This window comes from Jeongeupia wiesaeckerbachi (assembly GCF_050916355.1).
GTDB classification, from domain to species: domain Bacteria; phylum Pseudomonadota; class Gammaproteobacteria; order Burkholderiales; family Chitinibacteraceae; genus Jeongeupia; species Jeongeupia wiesaeckerbachi.
Genome location: NZ_CP136946.1, coordinates 3334110 through 3352569, shown reverse-complemented (window position 1 = coordinate 3352569; position 18460 = coordinate 3334110). Strand labels below are relative to the sequence as shown.

Below are 18460 nucleotides of genomic sequence, written 5' to 3'. Positions count from 1 at the left end.
TGCTGACGACCGGCGGTTTCGCTTACAGAATGTGGCGAGTGGCGGCGCGTTTCAGGCGATCGTTGACGGCCAGCCATTCGGGCGATTGCGGCGGGGCTTCCATCAGCAGGATGTCGTGCTGGCGGTCGTGGTGGCGAAGTAGTGCGTAAAGTTCGCGCGCGAAGTGCGGGGCGTCCTCGGCGAGGCGTTGTTGGGCTATCCCGGTGATGGGGGCGTCAATGGCCGTCCGGTGCAGCAACAGGACGCGCTCGCCGTTGGCGAGTCGTCGGCCAGCTTCTTCGATGAGCTGCGGTAGCGCGCCGAGGATCAGGGGGGTCCGGGGTGCGTAGTGCGAATCGAGCAGGCCGGATGCGCGGATCTTGGCGGTTTTGTTGCTCTGGTGGTGCTCTAGCTTGTGGCCGAGCACGGCCTCGATGTCTTCGCGAGGGATGCCGCCCGGGCGGAGCAGTTTGGGCGTGTCGTCGACGAGACTGACAATCGTCGATTCGACGCCGACCGGGCTGGCGCCGCCGTCGAGCACCAGCGGGCAGGCGTCGCCGAATTCATCGTGAACGTGCTGCGCCGTGGTTGGACTGATGTGTCCGAAGCAGTTGGCCGACGGTGCGGCAAGGCCGCCGCCGAACTGTTCGAGCAGTGCGTGTGCCAGCGGGTGGGCGGGCGCGCGCAGGCCGACCGTGTCCTGGCCGCCGGTGACGGCATCTGGAACATGCGGCTGGCGCTTGAGGATCAGCGTCAGCGGGCCGGGCCAGAACGCGTCGGCCAGCCGGCGTGCATCGGCGGGAATGTCCACGGCCCAGTCGTCGAGCTGTGCCGCACCGGCGATATGCACGATCAGCGGGTGGTCGCTGGGGCGACCTTTCAGCGTGAAAATCTTCGCTACGGCATCCGGGTTGGCTGCATCGGCAGCGAGGCCGTAAACGGTTTCGGTCGGGATGGCGACCAGCTCGCCTTGGCGCAGTAGCGCGATAGCATGATCCAGTTCGTTCATGACGGCAGCGGACGATAAAACGCCGATTATACCCCGATGCCACACTGGGGCTTGCGGTGCGTGCGGATGCAAAAAAGCCGGCATTTGCCGGCTTTTTCGGGTGCTGCATGCTGAGTGCCGATGTTCAGAAACGTTCTGGCAGCTTCTGCAGCAGGATGATCCGCTTGTTCTCAAGGCGGACGTAGCCGCCGAACACCAGTTCCTTGAGAATGCGCGCGATCATTTCACGCGACGAGCCGACGCGGTCGGCGATGGCCTGTTGAGTCAGCGGCTCGGAAATCATCGTCACGCCGTCGATCTCGATGATCATCGTCTCGAACAGCGCGCGCACCCGGCCGTAGACATCCAGCAGGGCGAGGTTCTTCATCGTCGTCGACAGCTGGCGGATCATGCGCGCCAGATTGAGGATCAGCTTGTCCTTCAACTGCGGATAGGTGTCGATTGCGGTGCGGAAGTCCTGCTTGGTGAACATCAGGAAGGTCGAGTCTTCCTCGGTCTGCGTCGACCATGAGCGCGGTTCTTCGTCGAGCATCGAGATTTCGCCGAATACGTCGCCGGGCTCGCCGATAGTAAAGACGAACTCCTTGCCCTGATTGTCACTGGTGAACGAGCGGGTGCGACCTTCGACCAGCACGTACATCGCTTCGCCGGGATCGCCTTCGCGGAAGAGGAAAGTGCCCTTGGGGAGTTGCCGTTTGACGGCGGCGTTGAAAACGATTTCGAGGTCGCTGTCGGAGAACTGCTCGAAGATCGGCAACTGCGTCAAAAAGGTTTTGAGCGAATGTTCCATGGGTAGATGTCCTTAAAGCCCTGTTGGGTCGGCTCTTTAATTGTTGGTATTCGATGCATTTGCGCCATCGTGCGGTGCAGATGCGACGCTGCTTGCGTGCTCGGTCGACTGTTGGTCTGCCGAATCGGCGGGAGCCGGAACGATATCCATTTTTTTGGCGAGCATGTATTCGTTCATCTCTTTCCAGCCTGCGTAGATATCCGCTTTGGCGACCCTGGCGTTACGGTGGTAGCAATCTTCCAGTGCCCGGCCGCTATGTCGGCACGCGGCGCCAATTGCCTTGCCGTTTTCCTGCTGCTTATTCAAAAGGCCTGTGACTTGGTCACAGGCCGTGAGGGGAAGAATCAGCAGCAGCGAAAGGAGGGGAGTACGCAGCGAAATGGGCATTATCAACGGACGTCGGATCGATTTGGTTCAATTGTAAGCCAAATCGATCCATTTCGCGTCGGCAGTTGCCCGTGGCGTCGCACCTGGCTGTTTAGCCGGCCTGCTGGATACCTGCCAGCACCCAGCGCGGATCGTTGGGCTTGAGTTTGACGAAGTGCCAGACTTCGGCAAACGGCAGGGCCGGCGCGCCCAGCGACTCGCTGACTTTGCCGAAGAAGCGTGCGCTGGCAACGAGCTGGCCGTTGCTTTCACCGGCGTCGACCATTTCGACTTGCAGTTCCGGGAATTCGGCGATGTCCTGGTTGCTGCCGATCTCGGCTTGCAGCGACGCGAACATTTCCGGGGTCAGGTAGTTGCGCAGTTCTTCCAGCTGTTCAGGGCTGTTCAGCGCCTGCATGTGCAGGAAGCTCGCACGCGCCTGGCGGAGGAAGGCTGCGCTTTCGGTGCCGTCGGGCAGGCGGGTGATCGCTTGCGTCACCGGTGCTGCGCTCATGCCTTCGCCCATCCGGAAGACGCGGTCAGACTGTGCGGCCGGTTCGGTCTGCCAGTTGGCGTTGCCCGCTGCTGCTGGCGCATAACCTGCCGGGGCGGTGCGGCCGGCTTGGGCGCGGCGGCGCATGAACATCACGCCGGCGACGGTCAGGCCGCCAAGTAGCAGAATCCAGCCCCAGGGGAAGCTGCTGCCTTGCGACTCGGCCGTGCCGGAGGCATTCATTGCCTTGCCGAGCATGTAGCCGCCAGCTGCGCCGACTGCTGCGCCGGCCAGTGCGGTGCCAACGCCGCTGCGGGCGGGCTGCTGCGCCGGGGTCTGCATCGGTGCAGGCGCGGCTTGTTTCTGTGGTGCGGGTGCGGCCGGGCTTTGCGGCGCGCTTTGGCGCTGCATGCCGGCGGAGCGACCGCCGCCGAGGCGCTTGGCTTCGGCGAGCGGGCTGGCAAAAAGCGAAATCGTGAGAAGGCCCAGCAGCAGGTGCTGGCGCATCGGCCGAGTTGTCATGAACCGGGATCCCATGTGGTTGTGGTCTAGAGTTTGTAAACTATTGCCACTCTTAGTGGGGGTGGTGGTCGACAAGTTCAATGCCGTAGATCGTTTTTGCCAAATAAATAATGAGCCCACCTAACTGCGGTGACCGCGCTCGATGGTGACGCCGACGCGGGCGACATCTTTCAGGATGCCGAGCTTGGTGACCGAAACGCGCACCCACGGCGTGCCGAATCGTTCGAGCAGGACGCGGGCGATGAAGTCGGCGAGCGCTTCGAGCAGCAGGAAGTGCTGTTGTGCCAGCTCGTCGCGCAGCGTGCGCACGACCAGATCGTAATCGATCGTGTCGGTGAGGTCGTCGGAGACGCTGGCGCGGTTTGAGGGCAGGGCGATGTCGAGATCGAGCTCGACATCCTGTTGTGCCGTGCGTTCCCAGTCGTACCAGCCGATCAGGGTTTGGGCGCGAACGCCGTGTAGATAGATGGTGTCCATATTCCTGTTGCGTGACTTATGCGCGATTTGCTGCGCTCGCCCCGCAATGACTTACAATGCCAAGCCCGCGATTGTAGTGGATTTGACCGTGTCCTCGCTAATGCTTGCCCTTGCTGCCTATCTGATCGGCTCCCTGTCGTTCGCCGTGATCGTCTCCCGTGTGATGGGGCTGGCCGATCCGCGTAGCTACGGATCGGGCAATCCTGGGGCGACCAATGTACTGCGCAGCGGTAACAAAAAAGCCGCGGCGCTGACGCTGGCCGGCGATGCGCTCAAGGGCTGGCTGGCCGTATGGCTGGCGCAACTGGCTGCGCCGATGCTGGGGCTGGGCGACAACGCGGTGGCGCTGGCGGCGGTCGCCGTGGCGCTGGGGCACATGTGGCCGGTGTTTTTCCGCTTCAAGGGCGGCAAGGGTGTGGCAACCGCGGCGGGCATCCTGCTGGCGCTGGACTGGCGGGTCGGTCTTGTGGTGATGGTGGTCTGGCTGGTGATTGCCAAGGGATTCAAGATTTCGTCGCTGGCCGCCTTGCTGGCTGCCGTGCTTGCGCCGCTGCTTGCCTGGTGGTGGATGCCGCAGCAGGCGTATTGGTATGCGGTTGGCTTGATTGCGGTGCTGCTGATCGCGCGCCACCATCAGAACATTCGCGGCCTATTGTCGGGCAAGGAAAGCCGGATCGGCGACAAGGCGAAATAGTCGGCAAGTGTCGGCAGATAGAAGAACGGCCCGCATTGCGGGCCGTTGGATTTTTAGCCGCGATCGCGCAGGATGCGCTGTTTTTCTCGCAGCCATTCGCGCTCTTTCTCCGTTTGGCGCTTGTCATGCTGCTGCTTGCCCTTGGCAAGACCGATTTCCAGCTTGATCCGCCCGCGGGTGAAATGCATGTTCAGTGCGGCAACGGTGTAGCCGGCGCGTTCGACCTTGATCGACAGTTTCTCGATCTCGCTGGCCTTGAGCAGCAATTTGCGAATGCGCGTCGGGTCCGGCAGGACGTGGGTCGACGCGGTCGAGAGCGGCGAAATATGCGCGCCCAGCAGCCAGAAATCGCCCTTGATGTAGCTGACGTATGATTCTTTCAGTTGAACGCGGCCAGCCCGGATCGACTTGACCTCCCAGCCTTCGAGTACGAGGCCGGCTTCGTAGCGCTCTTCAATGAAGTAATCGTGAAACGCCTTGCGGTTGTCGACAATGGTCATGGGTGGTTGGTAGCAAGCAAAACGCAATTTTAACCACAGCACCGGCTCCCGGACGAGGTCTACATGTCTATCTTGGTCATTTACGCTGGCGGCACTATCGGTATGCAGCCCGGCAAGGCAGGGCTGGCGCCGGTTCCCGGCGCATTGACCGGACGGTTGCGGCAACTGCTGCCCGATGCCGAACTGATCGAATACGCGCCTTTACTCGACTCCAGCGCGATGGGGCCGGCGCACTGGAACCGGATTGGGGCGGACATTGCCGAGCGGGCCCATCGGTACGACGGTTTTCTGGTGCTGCACGGTACCGATACGCTGGCCTGGACCGCGTCGGCATTGTCGATGCTGTTGCGCGGCCTGAACAAACCCGTGCTGTTGACCGGTGCGATGCGCCCGTGGTTCGAGTCCGGTAGCGACGCTCCCGGTAATGTGGCCTCAGCGCTGGCCTTGTTGAGCGAACACGGCGGGTTCGCCGAGGTCGGTGTCGTGATGGCGAACCGTTTATGGCGGGGCAGCCGGGTACGTAAGCTCGATTGCGATCGCGACGACGCGTTTGCCGCGCCGAATGAGCCGCCGCTCGGGCAGTTTGTCGCCGGACGTTGGCAGCTGACGTCGTCACGATTTTTGCCGGCGCTAGAGAAGGGGGTGGCCTTCGTGCCGTTCAATGCCGCAGCACGGGTATTGCACGCCCAGTTGGCGCCCGGGTTTACCGTGGACTGGCTGGCGGATGCGCTGCGTGCGTCGGCGCCGGATGCGTTGCTGCTGCAAAGCTTCGGTAGCGGCAATCTGCCGGATCACGCCGGCTTGTTGACGGCGCTGGCCGAGCTGGCGACGCAGGTGCCGGTGGTCAATCTGAGCATTTGCCCAGCGGGCCGCGCCCGACCGGGGCTGTACGCGGCGGGTGTGTTGTCGGGGAGGGCGATGATGCTCGATGGCGGGCAGATGACGCCGGAGGCGGCGTTGGCCAAGCTGTATGCCGTATTGCGAAGCGAGGGCGGCGCGGAGGCGCGCTCAAGGGCGTTTGCCGAGAACTGGTGCGGTGAACACGGCGAAGCCAATTCCCCGATCGACGGTGTTGTGGTATAGTCCTTCCTTCTATGGCGGGTCTCCCCGCATGGCTAGAAGGTGAACTTGGTCAGGTCCGGAAGGAAGCAGCCACAGCTTTTGATGCCAGTGCCGGGGGTCGGGCTCGCCACCCCAGATTCAGGAAAAAGCCGGATTGCTGCAACAGCAATCCGGCTTTTTTCATTTCCACGCTTTCGCGGTGCGCCGGAAGCAAATTTGACCACGATCAAAGCGCATAACGTGGCGGTGGCGCACCATGGGTTTCGCAAGCTGATGCTTCGTGTATCTCCAGTGGTATTTGAGCGCCGCCTTCGAGCGGCGCTTTTTTTCGCCCGGCGGCAGGAAGTTCCTGGCTCGGCGGGGTAGATTTTGGCTTGTTTTTGCCGCTGCCGCCGCTGCATAATGCCGCATTCCGACGTTACGGCAAGTCAATGAAGTTTCTCTTCGATCTATTTCCGATCCTGCTGTTTTTCGGCGCCTACTCGATTACCCACGATCTGTTTCTCGCTACGGCGGTCGCCATCGTGACGACAGGCGGGCAGGTGGTCTATTCATGGATCCGCTGGCGCAAGGTCGAGCCGACCCTGTGGCTCAGCTTTGGCCTCGTGACAGTGCTCGGCGGTGCGACGCTGCTGCTGCACGACAAAACCTTCATTTTCTGGAAACCGACGGCGCTGTATTGGGTGTTCTCGGTCTTGCTGCTGGGTGCCAAATGGCTGCGCAATCAGAACCTGATGCAAAAGCTGATGGGGCAGCAATTGCAGCTGCCGCAGCCGGTATGGGACAAGGTCAACTTGGCTTGGGCGCTGTTTTTTGCCGCGATGGGCGTATTGAATTTGTTCGTCGCCTTCCATTTCGGCGAAGACATCTGGGTCAAATTCAAACTGTTTGGCACGCTGGGCCTGACCTTGCTGTTCGTGCTCGGACAAGGACTGGTGTTGAGTCGCTATCTTGACGAAGCCGCTCCGGAACAAGGCAAGGAATAAGCATGCCGCTGTACGCCATCATCGCTACCGACAAGGCCGATAGTCTGGCCGATCGTCTGGCCGCCCGCCCGGCCCATCTGGCCCGGCTTGAAGCACTGAAAAACGACGGCCGCCTCATGCTGGCCGGGCCGTTTCCGGCCATCGACGCCGTCGATCCGGGGCCTGCCGGTTTTTCCGGCAGTCTGATCGTTGCCGAGTTTGACGCCCTCGAGACGGCACAGGCTTGGGCCGATGCCGACCCGTATCGCGCCGCCGGCGTCTACGTCTCGGTCGTCGTCAAGCCTTTCAAGCACGTGTTACCCTGACGAATTCATGACAAATACGCTTGCAGACGAGATTCGCGGCCGCTTGGCCGTGTTGGCACCCGAGGCGCTCGACGTCCATGACGACAGCGCTGCGCATGCCGGCCACGCTGGCGCCGCCGCGGGTGGCGGTCATTTCGACGTGCTGATCGTTTCCGAAGCATTTGTCGGGCTCAACGCGCTGGCGCGCCACCGCAAGGTCTATGCGCTGCTCGGCGATTTGATGCCACACCGTATCCACGCGCTCAGCCTGAAAGCGCTGACGCCGGATGAGCTTTGAATAAAAGCAATACACACCTTCACCATCACGAACCATCACAAAGGATGTTTTCGATGCGCCAACCCAAACTGATTGCACTGTCGCTCGGCCTGGCCATGAGCGTCGCCTTTGCCGGCAACGTTGCCACCGTCAACGGCGTGGCCATTCCGGACAGCCGCATGGATCTTTTCGTCAAGCAAGTAACCGAGCGTGGCCAGAAGGATTCGCCGGAACTGCGTGCAAAGATCAAGGAAGACCTGATCCGCAATGAAGCGCTGTATCAGGAAGCGCAGAAGAAGGGCTACGACAAGAACGCCGACGTGCAAGCCCAGCTGGACATGATGCGCCAACAAGTGCTGGTCAGCGCGCTGGTGCGTGACTACGTCAAGGCCAACCCGATCTCCGATGCCGAACTCAAGAAAGAGTACGACAAGATCAAGGCCAACTTCAGCGGCAAGGAATACCACGCTCGCCACATTCTGGTGAAGGATCAAGCGCAAGCCAATGCAATCCTTGCCCAGCTGAAGAAGGGCGCGAACTTTGCCGATCTGGCGAAGAAGAACTCGCTGGACAAGGGTAGCGCCGAGAAGGGCGGCGATCTGGGTTGGGCGAATCCGAACAGCTTCGTGCCGGAATTCTCGGGCGCGATGACCAAACTGACCAAGGGCCAGATCACCCAGACTCCGGTGAAGACCCAGTTCGGCTACCACATCATCAAGCTGGACGAGACCCGCGATGCCAAGGGCCCGAGCTTCGAGGAAGTGAAGCCGGAACTGCAGCGCGAGATGCAAGGCCAGAAGGTTCAGAAGTATGTCGAGGACCTCGTCTCGAAGGCCAAGGTGCAGTAAGCCTTGCCACTAACAAAAAACCCCGCCTTGGCGGGGTTTTTTGTTAGTGCTGCGACTGTTTGGCCATTTCGCTGCGCCAGCGTTCGCTGATGTAGGGATCGGCCAGCTGGATGTCGCTGAGTTCGCCAAGGCCGGCCTTGCTCGCCGCGGTGCGGATCGCGGCGAGGCAATCGATGGTCGCGCCGCCTTCCGGCTTGCTGCCGAACAGCTTGTTGCCGCAATCGCCGATCACGCTCATGAAGACGTCGGGCGGGACGTTCAGCAAGGGATTGGTCGCGCGGTCGTCGGCAGTGTGGGTGGGCGTGGGCGCCACGGCGACGCTCGGTGCGCTGGCGCCGCCGGGCGCAACCGGCGCCGGCTCGCAGCCGGCGAGCAAGGCCAGGACGGCGAATGCGGGTAGGTATTTGATCATTTTCGTCTCCTCTTCTTATCCCTGTTGCTCAGGGTTGAACGGGATTGTATGCGCAGATGCGGTGCTTGCCGTTCAGCCGCGCCTGATGTTGTACCAAAGCAGCCCCACGAGTTCGCGCATCGCCACGCTGCTGGCGTAGAGTGCCCGGTCTTTGGGCAACAAAGACAGCACGCTGAACGGTTCGCGATTGGCGTAGTCGGTGCCGGCTGGCCTGACGTCGAAACCTGCGGTGCGATAGGCTTGCGCGGCGCGGGGCAAGTGCCAGGCCTGACTGACGAGCGCAATGCGCCGATATTGTGGGAGCAGCATCTGGGCGCTCAGCCTCGCGTTGTCGGCGGTATCGTCGGAGCCCGCTTCGACCCAGCGCGCGGTGACGCCGAAATCGTCGTGCAAGGCCGCAGCCATCAAGCGGGCTTCCGGGACGCCACCAACCGGTGCGCCGCCCGAGACCAGTACCGGCAGGCCGCTTTGTCTGGCCAGACGCGCGCAGTAGCGCAGCCGCACCAAGGTGGCGTTATTGACCGCTTCGCCGCCGGGCTCATCGTAGGCGCCGAAGCGCTTGCCGCCACCCAGGCAGACGATGGCGTCCGACTCAGCCAGCGCCTTTGCGGAAACCGGTGCCGGTTCCAGTGTGCGCATCAGTGCGTTGGCAACCAGCGGCGTCGACAGCGCGTAAATCGACAGCAGCCCGGCGCCGACCAGACTGCGGCCGAGCCAGGGGCGACGGCGCAAGCAGCACAGGCCAATCAGGATCAGGATGAGCCCGTTGGTGGGCGGTAGCAGCAGGGTGGAAATCGCGGCTTTGGCGACGAAGGCGGCGGCGGGCATGGGCGGGCTCAAGTAAACGGGCCGCATGCAGCGGCCCGTGGCGGGTAGCAATCCGTCGCGAGTTTACTCGCCCAGATACGCCTGCTGGATTTTCTCGTTGGCCAGCAGATTGGCCGCGCTGTCGGCCAGTGTGATCCGGCCCGATTCCATCACATAGCCGCGGTCGGCGGTCTGCAGTGCCAGCTTGGCGTTCTGCTCGACCAGCAGCATCGTGACGCCTTCGGCGGCGATCATCCGGATGATTTCGAAGATTTTCTGCACGATGATCGGCGCTAGCCCCATCGACGGCTCGTCGAGCAGCAATAGTTTCGGCCGGCTCATCATCGCGCGGCCGATGGCGACCATCTGCTGTTCGCCGCCCGAGAGCGTGCCGGCCAACTGAGCGCGGCGCTCCTTCAGGCGCGGAAACAGGCTGAAAACGCGATCGATGTCGTTGGCGATCTCCATCTTGTCGTTGCGCACATAGGCGCCCATCTGCAGGTTTTCTTCGACGGTGAGCCGGCCGAAAATGCCGCGACCTTCAGGGACCAGCACCAGGCCCTTGCCGACGTAGTCGTACGGCGCGAGTTTGGCGGTCGGCTTGCCGTCGAAGCGGATTTCGCCACCGGCCGGCTTGACCATGCCGACCAGCGTTTTCAGTGTGGTGCTCTTGCCGGCGCCATTGGCGCCGATCAGTGCGACCAGTTCGCCCTGCTTGATGCCGAGGTCGATGCCCTTGACGGCATGAATGCCGCCGTAGGCGACTTTCAGGTCTTTGATTTCGAGGAGCGGGTTCATGGATGGGCTCCGTTATTCCGGCGCGACGCCGAGGTAGGCCTCGATCACGCGCGGGTCGTTTTTCACTTGTTCTGGAATGCCTTCGGCAATCTTCTTGCCGTAGTCGAGCACAGCGATGCGGTCGCACAACCCCATCATCAGCTTCACGTCGTGTTCGATCAGCAAGATGGTGACGCCGTCGGTGCGGATCTTCTCCATCAATGCCTTGAGCTGATCGGTTTCCTTCGGGTTCATCCCGGCGGCGGGCTCGTCCAGCGCCAGCAGCGTCGGTTTCGTCGCCAGTGCGCGGGCGATTTCGAGCCGGCGCTGGTCGCCGTAGCTGAGGTTGCGTGCCAGCTCTTCGCGGCGCTTGCCGATGCCGACGTAGTCGAGCAGCTCTTGCGCGCGGGCGGCGATCGCGGCTTCCTCTGCCTTGGCCTTGGGGCCACGGAAGACCGCGCCGAACACGCCGGCGCTGGTGCGCACGTGCTGACCGACCATGACGTTCTCGAGTGCGGTCATGTTGGCAAACAGCCGGATGTTCTGGAAGGTGCGCGCAATGCCCGATTCGACCACGACATACGGCTTCTGGCAGAACAGGTCGCGGCCGTTGAAGGTAAAGCTGCCTTCGTCGGGCTGGTACAGACCGGTCAGGACGTTGAACAGCGTGGTCTTGCCGGCGCCATTCGGGCCGATCAGGCCGTAGATTTCACCGGCATTGATCGACAGTGCAACGTCGTTCAGTGCGTGCAGACCGCCAAAGCGTTTGTGGATGCCATCGATTTTCAGCAGCGGGGTGCTCATGCCTTGGCCTCCTCGTCGTGCTCGTGAAATTCGCGGGCACGGCGTTTCGACGGCCACAGGCCTTCGGGGCGCAGCAACATGATGGTGATCATGGCCAGACCGAAGATCAGCATGCGCAGGTTTTCCGGGTCGAACACGCGTTCGCCGAACACCGCCGATTGCAGCGGGTTGATGATGTCGCGCAGGATTTCCGGCGTAATCGATACCAGGATCGCGCCGAGGATCACGCCGGGGATGTGCCCCATGCCGCCGAGCACGACCATGCACAGCACCATGATCGACTCCATCAGCACGAACGATTCCGGCGACACAAAGCCCTGGAAGCTGGCAAACAGCGCACCGGAAACACCACCGAACGAGGCGCCCATCGCGAAGGCCAGCAGTTTGACGTTGCGGGTATTGATGCCCATCGCGTTGGCGGCGATTTCATCCTCGCGGATGGCCACCCAGGCGCGACCGATGCGCGAACGCTGCAGCCGTAGGCTCACGAATATGATCAGGCAGCAGAACGCCAAAATCAGGTAGTAGTACAGATGCACGGTGTCAAAGCGCAGCCCGAACCATTCGATCGGCCGGCCGAGGTCGTAGCCGGCAATCTGCACCTTGCTGATGTTGTTGATGCCTTGCGGGCCGTTGGTGATGTTGACCGGGCGGTCGAGGTTGTTCAGGAAGATGCGGATGATTTCGCCGAAGCCGAGCGTGACGATGGCCAGATAGTCACCGCGCAGTTTCAGGGTTGGCGTCCCGAGCAGCACCCCGAAGATCCCGGCAACGCAGGCGGCGATCAGCAGCATCACCAAGAGCGGCGGGTTCATCAGCCATGCGGGCAGCACATGTGCCAGGTGGGGCGAGTTCAGTAGCGCGAACGAATAGGCGCCGACCGCGTAGAACGCGATATAGCCAAGGTCGAGCAGGCCAGCGAAGCCGACAACGATGTTGAGGCCGAGCGCGAGCATGATGTAGAGCAGCGCGAAGTCAACGGCGCGCAGCCACGACTTGCCGTTCTCGAAGCCGCCGGTGATCGCCCAGGGCAAGATGGCCAGCACGACGGCCAGCGCGGCGAAGGTAATGATCTTTTTTTTCGATTGCATGTTCTCTCTCCGCGGATCAGGCACGTTCTGCGACGCGTTCGCCGAGCAGGCCGGACGGACGGAAGACCAAGACGCCGATCAGCACGACAAAGGCGAAGATGTCCTTGTAGTGACTGCCGAGGAAGCCGCCGGTCAGGTCACCCAGATAGCCCGAGCCCAGGCTTTCGATGATGCCGAGCAAGAGGCCGCCGACCACGGCACCACCGATGTTGCCGATGCCGCCCAGGACTGCAGCGGTGAAGGCCTTCAGGCCGATCATGAAGCCCATATAGGCATGCGCCTGGTCATAGTTGGCGGCAACCATCACGCCGGCAACGGCGCCGAGCGACGAGCCGATGATGAAGGTCATCGAGATCACCGTATTGATGTTCACGCCCATCAGCCCGGCGACTTCCGGATTTTGCGCGGTGGCACGCATCGCCCGGCCGAGACGGGTTTTCTCGATCAGCCAGAACAACCCGGCCATCAGCACCAGCGACAGGATGACGATGGCGATCTGCAGGTCGGTGACCGCTGCGCCGAAGAAGTCGTGCACCGTGGTGGGCAGGATTTGCGGGAAGGGGCGGTAATTGCGGCCCCAGATCAGCATGGCCACCTGCTGCAGCACGATCGATACGCCGATCGCTGTGATCAGCGGTGCCAGCCGTGGCGCGCGGCGCAACGGCCGGTAGGCCACGCGTTCGATGGTGAAGCCGAGCAGCATCGAGATCGGAATGGCCATCAACAGGCCTGCAAGCAGTAGCAGCGGCCCGGGCAGATTGACACCGGCGCTGAGCAGCAGATTGATACAGGTGATCGTGACCATGGCGCCGATCATGACGATTTCGCCGTGGGCGAAATTGATCAGCTGCATGATGCCGTACACCATGGTGTAGCCCAGTGCGATCAGCGCATAAATGCTGCCGACCACCAGGCCATTGATGATTTGTTGCAGGAATATGTCCACCGTAGTGTCCTCGTAGCGCTTTTTTAGCTTTTCGGGTTGTTGCCTGATCGGGTTTGGCATTGGGCCATGCCCGGCCGTATCCGGTGGGACTCGGTGTTCACCTTCCGTTTCCGGCTTGTGGCCGGCGATGCGGAACGGTGCAGTTCTACGTGATTATTACCGTAGCAGTGGATGTTGAAAACTTACATGTGCGCGTCAAGCCTTCAATACTTGCTGCTTTCCCTTACTTGTGAGCGGTGAAGCAAATACGGTTGGCATCATGGGCCACGCTGGCTGACGTACGCGTCAGGCGCCAAAGGATCGTTCGATTGAAACGATGGTTTTACCTCGTCGCGGCAAGCAAATCCGCGCTGCCGCTGCCGGACGGGATGCGCTCCCAAACTGCCGTTTCGCTGACAAGCCGGTGGAGCGGATAGCGGCAAGGCGAGATGGGCATGATCAGCGGCACGAGGGGGTCGCTTCGTTGCGCCAGGTGGTGTTTGAACGCAACAGTTGGCGCCGTGGCGCACAGGCAGGCGACGATCGGCAGGGCGAGCGGATCGGGGGCCATCCGGCAGTGCTCGGCCAGTACGGACTGCCAGGGCGCGAGCGCGTCGACGGCAGCGAGCACTGCCGTATTGCCGGTCAGCAAGGTCACGATCAATTGCTGCCGCAACGTAGCGAGGTCTTGGCCGAGGCACGCGATCAGGCCGAGCGGACGGCAGCCGCGCGTTTGCCGTTCGCCAGCGTGTGCGCCGAGTTCACGGCGGCGGCCGATGGGCGAGCGAGCCGCGGTGTCGTCGATCAGCGCGTGCAGCACGGCGGCCTCTGCAGGCTCGCAGTCATGGGCCACCAGCTTGTGTAGCTGTTCCGCAAGCTGGCCGATGTGCGCTGCAATCGCGCCATCAACGCACGGATCGCTCCGGGTCAGTTGATCGCTCAGGCTGTCTTGCCAGGCACCCGAGCCGGTGGGCGGGCAGTTGATGTAGGTCGCGTCGGTGTAGATGCGCGCGCAGACCATGTCGATAAAACGCGGGCTGCGGCTGTACACGGCAAGGCAGCCACTACCCATGCAGGTATCCAGGCTGCTCAGCAAGGCCGGCAACTGGTCGGTCGTGTAACGCAGCACGGCAAGCACGGGCCCCGTCAACCCTGCCGGCAATGCGTCGGGGCGGTCGATTTCGATCAGCGTCGGGGCCACGAGTGTTTGCGGCACGAAGCCGTCGATCACACCGTACTGCAGGCCCGGGTAACCGGCGCGATGCAGTGCCGCCATGGTCGCCTGCACCTGTTCGGCGGCGCTCGCATTCACCTGCGGCCCAACGTCGGTGCTGTGTACGGCCGGATCACCGAGCCGCAGCTCGGCCATGGCGGCACGCAGGCGGGCGAGCAGATCGTGTGCGACGGCTTGCGGGATGCACAGCAGGCGCAATGCCGTGTCGTGCTGGCCGGCATGTGCGAAGGCGCTGGTGATGACGTCGCGCACCAGATGCTCGGGGCGTACCGACGAGTCCGCGATCAGCGTATTGAGGCCACCCGAGGCTGTCAGTAGCGGCTTCAACGCATCGTGGCGGGCCAGCCCGCGCTGGACGGCATGCGCAGCGGCTGCCGAGCCGATCAGTGCGACGCCGCCAATCCGCGGGTCGGCGACGAGGCGGGCGCCGATGGTGGCGTCGCCGGGTAGCAGTTGCAATACATCAGGATCAAGCCCGCTTGCATGGCCGGCGTCGATAAGTGCTGCTGCAATCAGCGTCGTTGCCGTCGCGGGTTTGACGACAACCGGATTGCCTGCAAGCAATGCCGCCGCAGTATGGCTGACCAGGGCGGCCAGTGGTGATGCGCTGGCGCCGAGGACCGCGACGGGGCCGAGTGGCGTTGGGTCGCTGCAGCCCTCGCATACTTTGCGGACGTGTCGCTGGCAGAGGGCAATGGCTTCGCGCCATTCGGCCAGCGCATCGACCGGTGTCTTGCCGGCCTCCCGCACCAGCAGATGCAGCAGGATCGGCCGACGCTCGACCAGCGCATCGGCCATGGACTTGATATGGTCGGCGCGCCGGCTTGGCGGGGTTGCCGCCCAGACTGGCGCGTATGCGCTGGCGCGCGCCAGTGCGAGGTCGATATCGGCATTGCTGGCGTCGATGGCGTGGCCGAGGCCGATATCGGGCCGTGCCGCTTCGAAAATCGCGCGGCCACTCCGGCCTGCATCGGCCGCCTGCTGAGTTGGCATGGCGGTGTAGCCGCCTGGCGTGGCGAGCGTTGGTATCAGCGTTGAAATCGCCGCCGTATCGCTCCAGCAAATGCCGGCGGGGGCGATATCGCCGTCGGCGCGATGGCGAGGAGGCGCCAGCGCGGCGCCGGGATGGGCGAGGGCGTCGGCCATCGGTTCGCAGTGGATCGCATCGGGTTCATCACTGTGCAACTGGCGATGCAGCGTGGCGTGGTGGGCGCTGTTCTCGATCAGCCGCTGGATCAGATAGGGTTGCCGCGTCCTGTCATCGCCCACCGGCGCGTAGATTTGGCAAGGCGGCAGGCCATGGCCGGGCAGCAGGCCGTACAGCGACTCGCCCAGGCCGAACAGACATTGATACTCGAAGCGCCGACCAGCCGCGATCGCGTGCACGGCGAGCGCGGTGTCGACGTTGTGGGTGGCGAACACGGGCAGGATGACGTCGCCGGCGTCGAGTAGCCGGCGGGCACACGCCAGATAGCTGATGTCCGTGTGCGATTGACGCGTAAACACCGGGTAGTCGGCCCAGCCTTCGCGCTGTGCCTGCTGGATTTCGCTGTCCCAGTAAGCGCCTTTGACGAGCCGGATGCCTATGCGCCGCCGATGGGTGCGGGCATGCTCGACCAGCCAGTCGATTTGCGCGAGCGCCCGCTTCTGGTAGGCCTGCACCGCTATGCCCAGCCCCTCCCAGCTCGCCAGTGTCGGCTCGGCCAGCAGGCGTTCGAACAGCGTCAATCCCAGTAGCAGGCGTTCGCTTTCCTCGGCGTCGATCGTGACCGGGATGTCGTGCTGATGCGCAAGTTGGACCAGCGCACGCAGCCTGGGCCAGAGCATGTCGTGCACCCGGTCGGCCTGACGCGGTTCGTAGCGCGGGTGCAGTGCCGACAACTTAAGCGAAATCCCGGATTTCTTCGTGGCGTTATCGCTGGATAGCGCCAGCAGCGCGTTCCGGCAGGCGGCTTCGTAATGTTCGGCGTCGGCGTGTGTTTGTGCGCTTTCACCGAGCAGGCCGAACGAGTAGGTGATGGCCGGGTTGCGCCGCGCCAGTGCATCATCGATTTGCTCGGCCATGACGAAGTGGCGGCCCAGTTCGCGGAAGGCCTTGCGCAATCCGAGTCGCACCAGCGGTTCGGTCCGGTCGTGTTCGCTCCAGTGGCGGGCGCGCGCCAAGGTCCAGCGAGCCAGGCGAACCACCGCCGAATGGGCGCTCACCTGTTGCCAATCCACGGTATGCAGCAAGTCGGCGATCATCCGGTCGGCCGCGGCATCGTCCCGCACGTGTGGCAGTGCCTCGGCCAGCGCCAGCAGAGCCTGCCCCGAGGGGCTGTCGAGCGGAAAGCCGGACAACAGTGCATCGACGCCATTGCCGCGCCGATGCTGCTCGCGCAGTTGTTCGAAGAGCAGTGGGGCGTATCGTTGTAAACGGGTGTTTTCGTCGGTAGACAGTCGCGCTAGGGGCAGCAAGCGGCGGACCAGATGGGTTTCGTCGGCAAAGTGGGTCTGGGCGAGGTCGAATGGCGTGGTACGCCCGGTGGCTGACATGGCGGTTCCGCTTGCGTGTTTGCTCCAGCTTAGCCAGCACGGTGCTGCTGCGTGGCGGCAAGCTCGGTGGATCGGTGCGGGTGTTGCTCCGCCGCCAATAAAAAACGGCGTCCGAAGACGCCGCCTTATCGATGCCGGGGCTTACTTTGCTGCGCCGCCAGCGATCTCGAGAACTTCCCACTTGCCACCCTTTACCTGATAGAGGGTGATCGGGCCGTTCTTCAGGTCGCCCTTGTCGTCGAACGACACATTGCCGGTTACGCCCTGGTACTCGATCTTCGACAGTTCCGGCAGGTATTTGGCCGGCTCGGTCGAGCCTGCTTTCTTCATCGCTTCGACCAGTACCTTGACCGAGTCATAGCAGTACGGCGCGTACAGCTGAACTTCGGTGCCGAACTTGGCCTTGAACTTGTCGAGGAAGGCCTGGCCGCCTGGCATCTGTTCCTTTGGCATGCCCGGGCTCGACGAAATCATGCCTTCCGAGTCGCTGCCGGACAGCTTGATGAATTCCGGCGTCTGCGTGCCGTCGCCGCCCATGATCTTGGCGCCGATGCCCAGCTTCTTGGCCTGCTTCTTCAGCGGTGCCGCCTGCGCGTCCATGCCGCCGTAGAAGATCAGGTCCGGTTTGGCACCCTTGATGCTGGTCAGAATGGCGTTGAAGTCGGTTTCCTGATTGGTCGTGAATTCGCGCTTCACGACTTCGGCACCCGATGCCTTTGCGGCTTTTTCGAACTCGTCGGCCAGACCCTGGCCGTAAGCGGTGCGGTCGTCGACGATCGCGACTTTCTTCGCGCCGAGCTTGGTTGCGGCGAATTCGCCCAGTACCTTGCCCTGTTGCGCGTCGTTGGCCATCACGCGGAAAGTGGTCTTGAAGCCTTGCGCGGTGTAGGCGACGGCGGTGGCCGACGGCGAAACCTGCGGGAGACCGGCGTCGGAGTAGATCTTCGAGGCCGGAATTGTCGTGCCCGAGTTCAGGTGACCGACGACGCCGACGACTTTCTGGTCGACGAAGCGCTGTGCAACGGTGGTTGCGGTTTTCGGGTCGGCCTGGTCGTCTTCCGACACCAGTTCGAACTTGACCTTCTTGCCGCCGATATCGGCACCGCCGGCATCGTTGATCTCGTCGATCGCCATCTTCACGCCGTACTCGTTGTCCTTGCCGAGGTGGGCGATGTTGCCGGTCAGCGGCGCGGCATGGCCGATCTTGACCGTGTCGCCACCGCCCGAAGGCGCTGCGGAAGCGGCCGACGCGGCCGGCTCGCTGGCGGCCTGCTGGGCCGGTTCCTGCTTGCCGCAGGCGGAAATCGACAGCACTGCGGCTGCGATCAGGCTGTAACGTGCGATGCTCATGCTCTCGTTCCCCAGTTGGTAGATCCGGTATTGCGTCCGATCCGTATGGTCACAGTGTTCGGCCAGAATGGCCGTAACAGCGCAATGTAATGCTGGAAATCATCATGGGGAGGCCGCAGAAATGCTGTCAAATCCGGCTTTTCCCGGGTGCAGCAAATGCAACAGGCCCGCGGTATTGAAACGAATGACGACTTTGGTGGCTTTGTCCATTAAAGCAAGCGTTTAGCGCCGACAGATG

Annotated in this window: 20 protein-coding genes and 1 other RNA gene; 7 read left to right on the top strand and 14 right to left on the bottom strand. The window is 62.8% G+C overall.

Going from position 1 to position 18460, the window contains the following annotated elements; all coding sequences use genetic code 11:
• Positions 1-22: 22 nt before the first annotated feature.
• From R0382_RS16145 to R0382_RS16125, 5 genes are all read right to left on the bottom strand, one after another.
• Complete coding sequence (locus R0382_RS16145; RefSeq protein WP_432720893.1) at positions 23-988, bottom strand: L-threonylcarbamoyladenylate synthase; 966 nt, start codon at positions 986-988, stop codon at positions 23-25.
• Positions 989-1112: 124 nt separating this feature from the next.
• A complete protein-coding gene (locus R0382_RS16140) occupies positions 1113-1778 on the bottom strand; it encodes a Crp/Fnr family transcriptional regulator (RefSeq protein ID WP_203536355.1) in 666 nt (221 codons plus the stop codon).
• Between the two features lie 36 nt (positions 1779-1814).
• Positions 1815-2165: a hypothetical protein gene (locus tag R0382_RS16135; protein WP_432720892.1), complete on the bottom strand. Its 351-nt coding sequence runs from the start codon at positions 2163-2165 to the stop codon at positions 1815-1817.
• Between the two features lie 91 nt (positions 2166-2256).
• The gene (locus R0382_RS16130) at positions 2257-3159 is read right to left on the bottom strand and encodes a Tim44 domain-containing protein (protein WP_432720891.1); all 903 of its coding nucleotides are present in this window, start codon (positions 3157-3159) and stop codon (positions 2257-2259) included.
• 120 nt (positions 3160-3279) lie between these two features.
• A complete protein-coding gene (locus R0382_RS16125; RefSeq protein WP_432720889.1) occupies positions 3280-3636 on the bottom strand; it encodes a dihydroneopterin aldolase in 357 nt (118 codons plus the stop codon).
• Positions 3637-3724: 88 nt separating this feature from the next.
• Here R0382_RS16125 and plsY point away from each other — a divergent pair, with 88 nt between their 5' ends.
• Complete coding sequence (gene plsY, locus R0382_RS16120) at positions 3725-4330, top strand: glycerol-3-phosphate 1-O-acyltransferase PlsY (RefSeq protein WP_432720888.1); 606 nt, start codon at positions 3725-3727, stop codon at positions 4328-4330.
• A gap of 53 nt (positions 4331-4383) precedes the next feature.
• Here the strand turns inward: plsY and smpB are convergent, their stop codons facing one another.
• A complete protein-coding gene (gene smpB / locus R0382_RS16115; RefSeq protein ID WP_432720887.1) occupies positions 4384-4830 on the bottom strand; it encodes an SsrA-binding protein SmpB in 447 nt (148 codons plus the stop codon).
• Between the two features lie 63 nt (positions 4831-4893).
• Here smpB and R0382_RS16110 point away from each other — a divergent pair, with 63 nt between their 5' ends.
• The 6 genes from R0382_RS16110 (at position 4894) to R0382_RS16085 (ending at position 8287) form a co-directional block, all read left to right on the top strand.
• The gene (locus R0382_RS16110) at positions 4894-5913 is read left to right on the top strand and encodes an asparaginase (protein ID WP_432720886.1); all 1020 of its coding nucleotides are present in this window, start codon (positions 4894-4896) and stop codon (positions 5911-5913) included.
• A 13-nt stretch (positions 5914-5926) separates the two neighbouring features.
• An RNA gene (gene ffs, locus R0382_RS16105) (signal recognition particle sRNA small type) lies at positions 5927-6024 on the top strand.
• 299 nt (positions 6025-6323) lie between these two features.
• Positions 6324-6878, top strand: coding sequence for a septation protein A (locus R0382_RS16100; RefSeq protein WP_432720885.1), 555 nt, complete (start codon positions 6324-6326; stop codon positions 6876-6878).
• 2 nt (positions 6879-6880) lie between these two features.
• Positions 6881-7183 (top strand): YciI family protein, encoded by a 303-nt coding sequence (locus R0382_RS16095; protein WP_432720884.1) that lies wholly within the window; start codon positions 6881-6883, stop codon positions 7181-7183.
• Between the two features lie 7 nt (positions 7184-7190).
• A complete protein-coding gene (locus tag R0382_RS16090; RefSeq protein WP_432720883.1) occupies positions 7191-7460 on the top strand; it encodes a BolA family protein in 270 nt (89 codons plus the stop codon).
• Positions 7461-7513: 53 nt separating this feature from the next.
• The gene (locus tag R0382_RS16085; RefSeq protein ID WP_432720882.1) at positions 7514-8287 is read left to right on the top strand and encodes a peptidylprolyl isomerase; all 774 of its coding nucleotides are present in this window, start codon (positions 7514-7516) and stop codon (positions 8285-8287) included.
• A gap of 43 nt (positions 8288-8330) precedes the next feature.
• Here the strand turns inward: R0382_RS16085 and R0382_RS16080 are convergent, their stop codons facing one another.
• The 8 genes from R0382_RS16080 to R0382_RS16045 all read right to left on the bottom strand — a co-directional run bounded on the left by R0382_RS16080 (position 8331) and on the right by R0382_RS16045 (position 18222).
• A complete protein-coding gene (locus R0382_RS16080; RefSeq protein ID WP_432720880.1) occupies positions 8331-8699 on the bottom strand; it encodes a hypothetical protein in 369 nt (122 codons plus the stop codon).
• Between the two features lie 72 nt (positions 8700-8771).
• A complete protein-coding gene (locus tag R0382_RS16075; RefSeq protein WP_432720879.1) occupies positions 8772-9527 on the bottom strand; it encodes a YdcF family protein in 756 nt (251 codons plus the stop codon).
• Between the two features lie 63 nt (positions 9528-9590).
• The gene (locus tag R0382_RS16070) at positions 9591-10304 is read right to left on the bottom strand and encodes an ABC transporter ATP-binding protein (RefSeq protein WP_432720878.1); all 714 of its coding nucleotides are present in this window, start codon (positions 10302-10304) and stop codon (positions 9591-9593) included.
• A gap of 12 nt (positions 10305-10316) precedes the next feature.
• Entirely contained in the window at positions 10317-11087 is a 771-nt protein-coding gene (locus tag R0382_RS16065) for an ABC transporter ATP-binding protein (RefSeq protein WP_432720877.1), read from the bottom strand.
• Positions 11084-12178, bottom strand: coding sequence for an ABC transporter permease subunit (locus R0382_RS16060; protein WP_432720876.1), 1095 nt, complete (start codon positions 12176-12178; stop codon positions 11084-11086). The genes R0382_RS16065 and R0382_RS16060 overlap by 4 nt, the downstream gene beginning before the upstream one ends.
• 16 nt (positions 12179-12194) lie before the next feature.
• On the bottom strand, positions 12195-13124 hold the full coding sequence (locus R0382_RS16055; protein ID WP_432720875.1) for a branched-chain amino acid ABC transporter permease: 930 nt from the start codon (positions 13122-13124) through the stop codon (positions 12195-12197).
• 322 nt (positions 13125-13446) lie between these two features.
• Positions 13447-16872, bottom strand: coding sequence for a proline dehydrogenase family protein (locus R0382_RS16050; protein WP_432720873.1), 3426 nt, complete (start codon positions 16870-16872; stop codon positions 13447-13449).
• A gap of 141 nt (positions 16873-17013) precedes the next feature.
• Positions 17014-18222, bottom strand: a complete 1209-nt coding sequence (locus R0382_RS16045; protein WP_432720871.1) for a branched-chain amino acid ABC transporter substrate-binding protein — start codon at positions 18220-18222, stop codon at positions 17014-17016.
• Positions 18223-18460 lie beyond the last annotated feature (238 nt).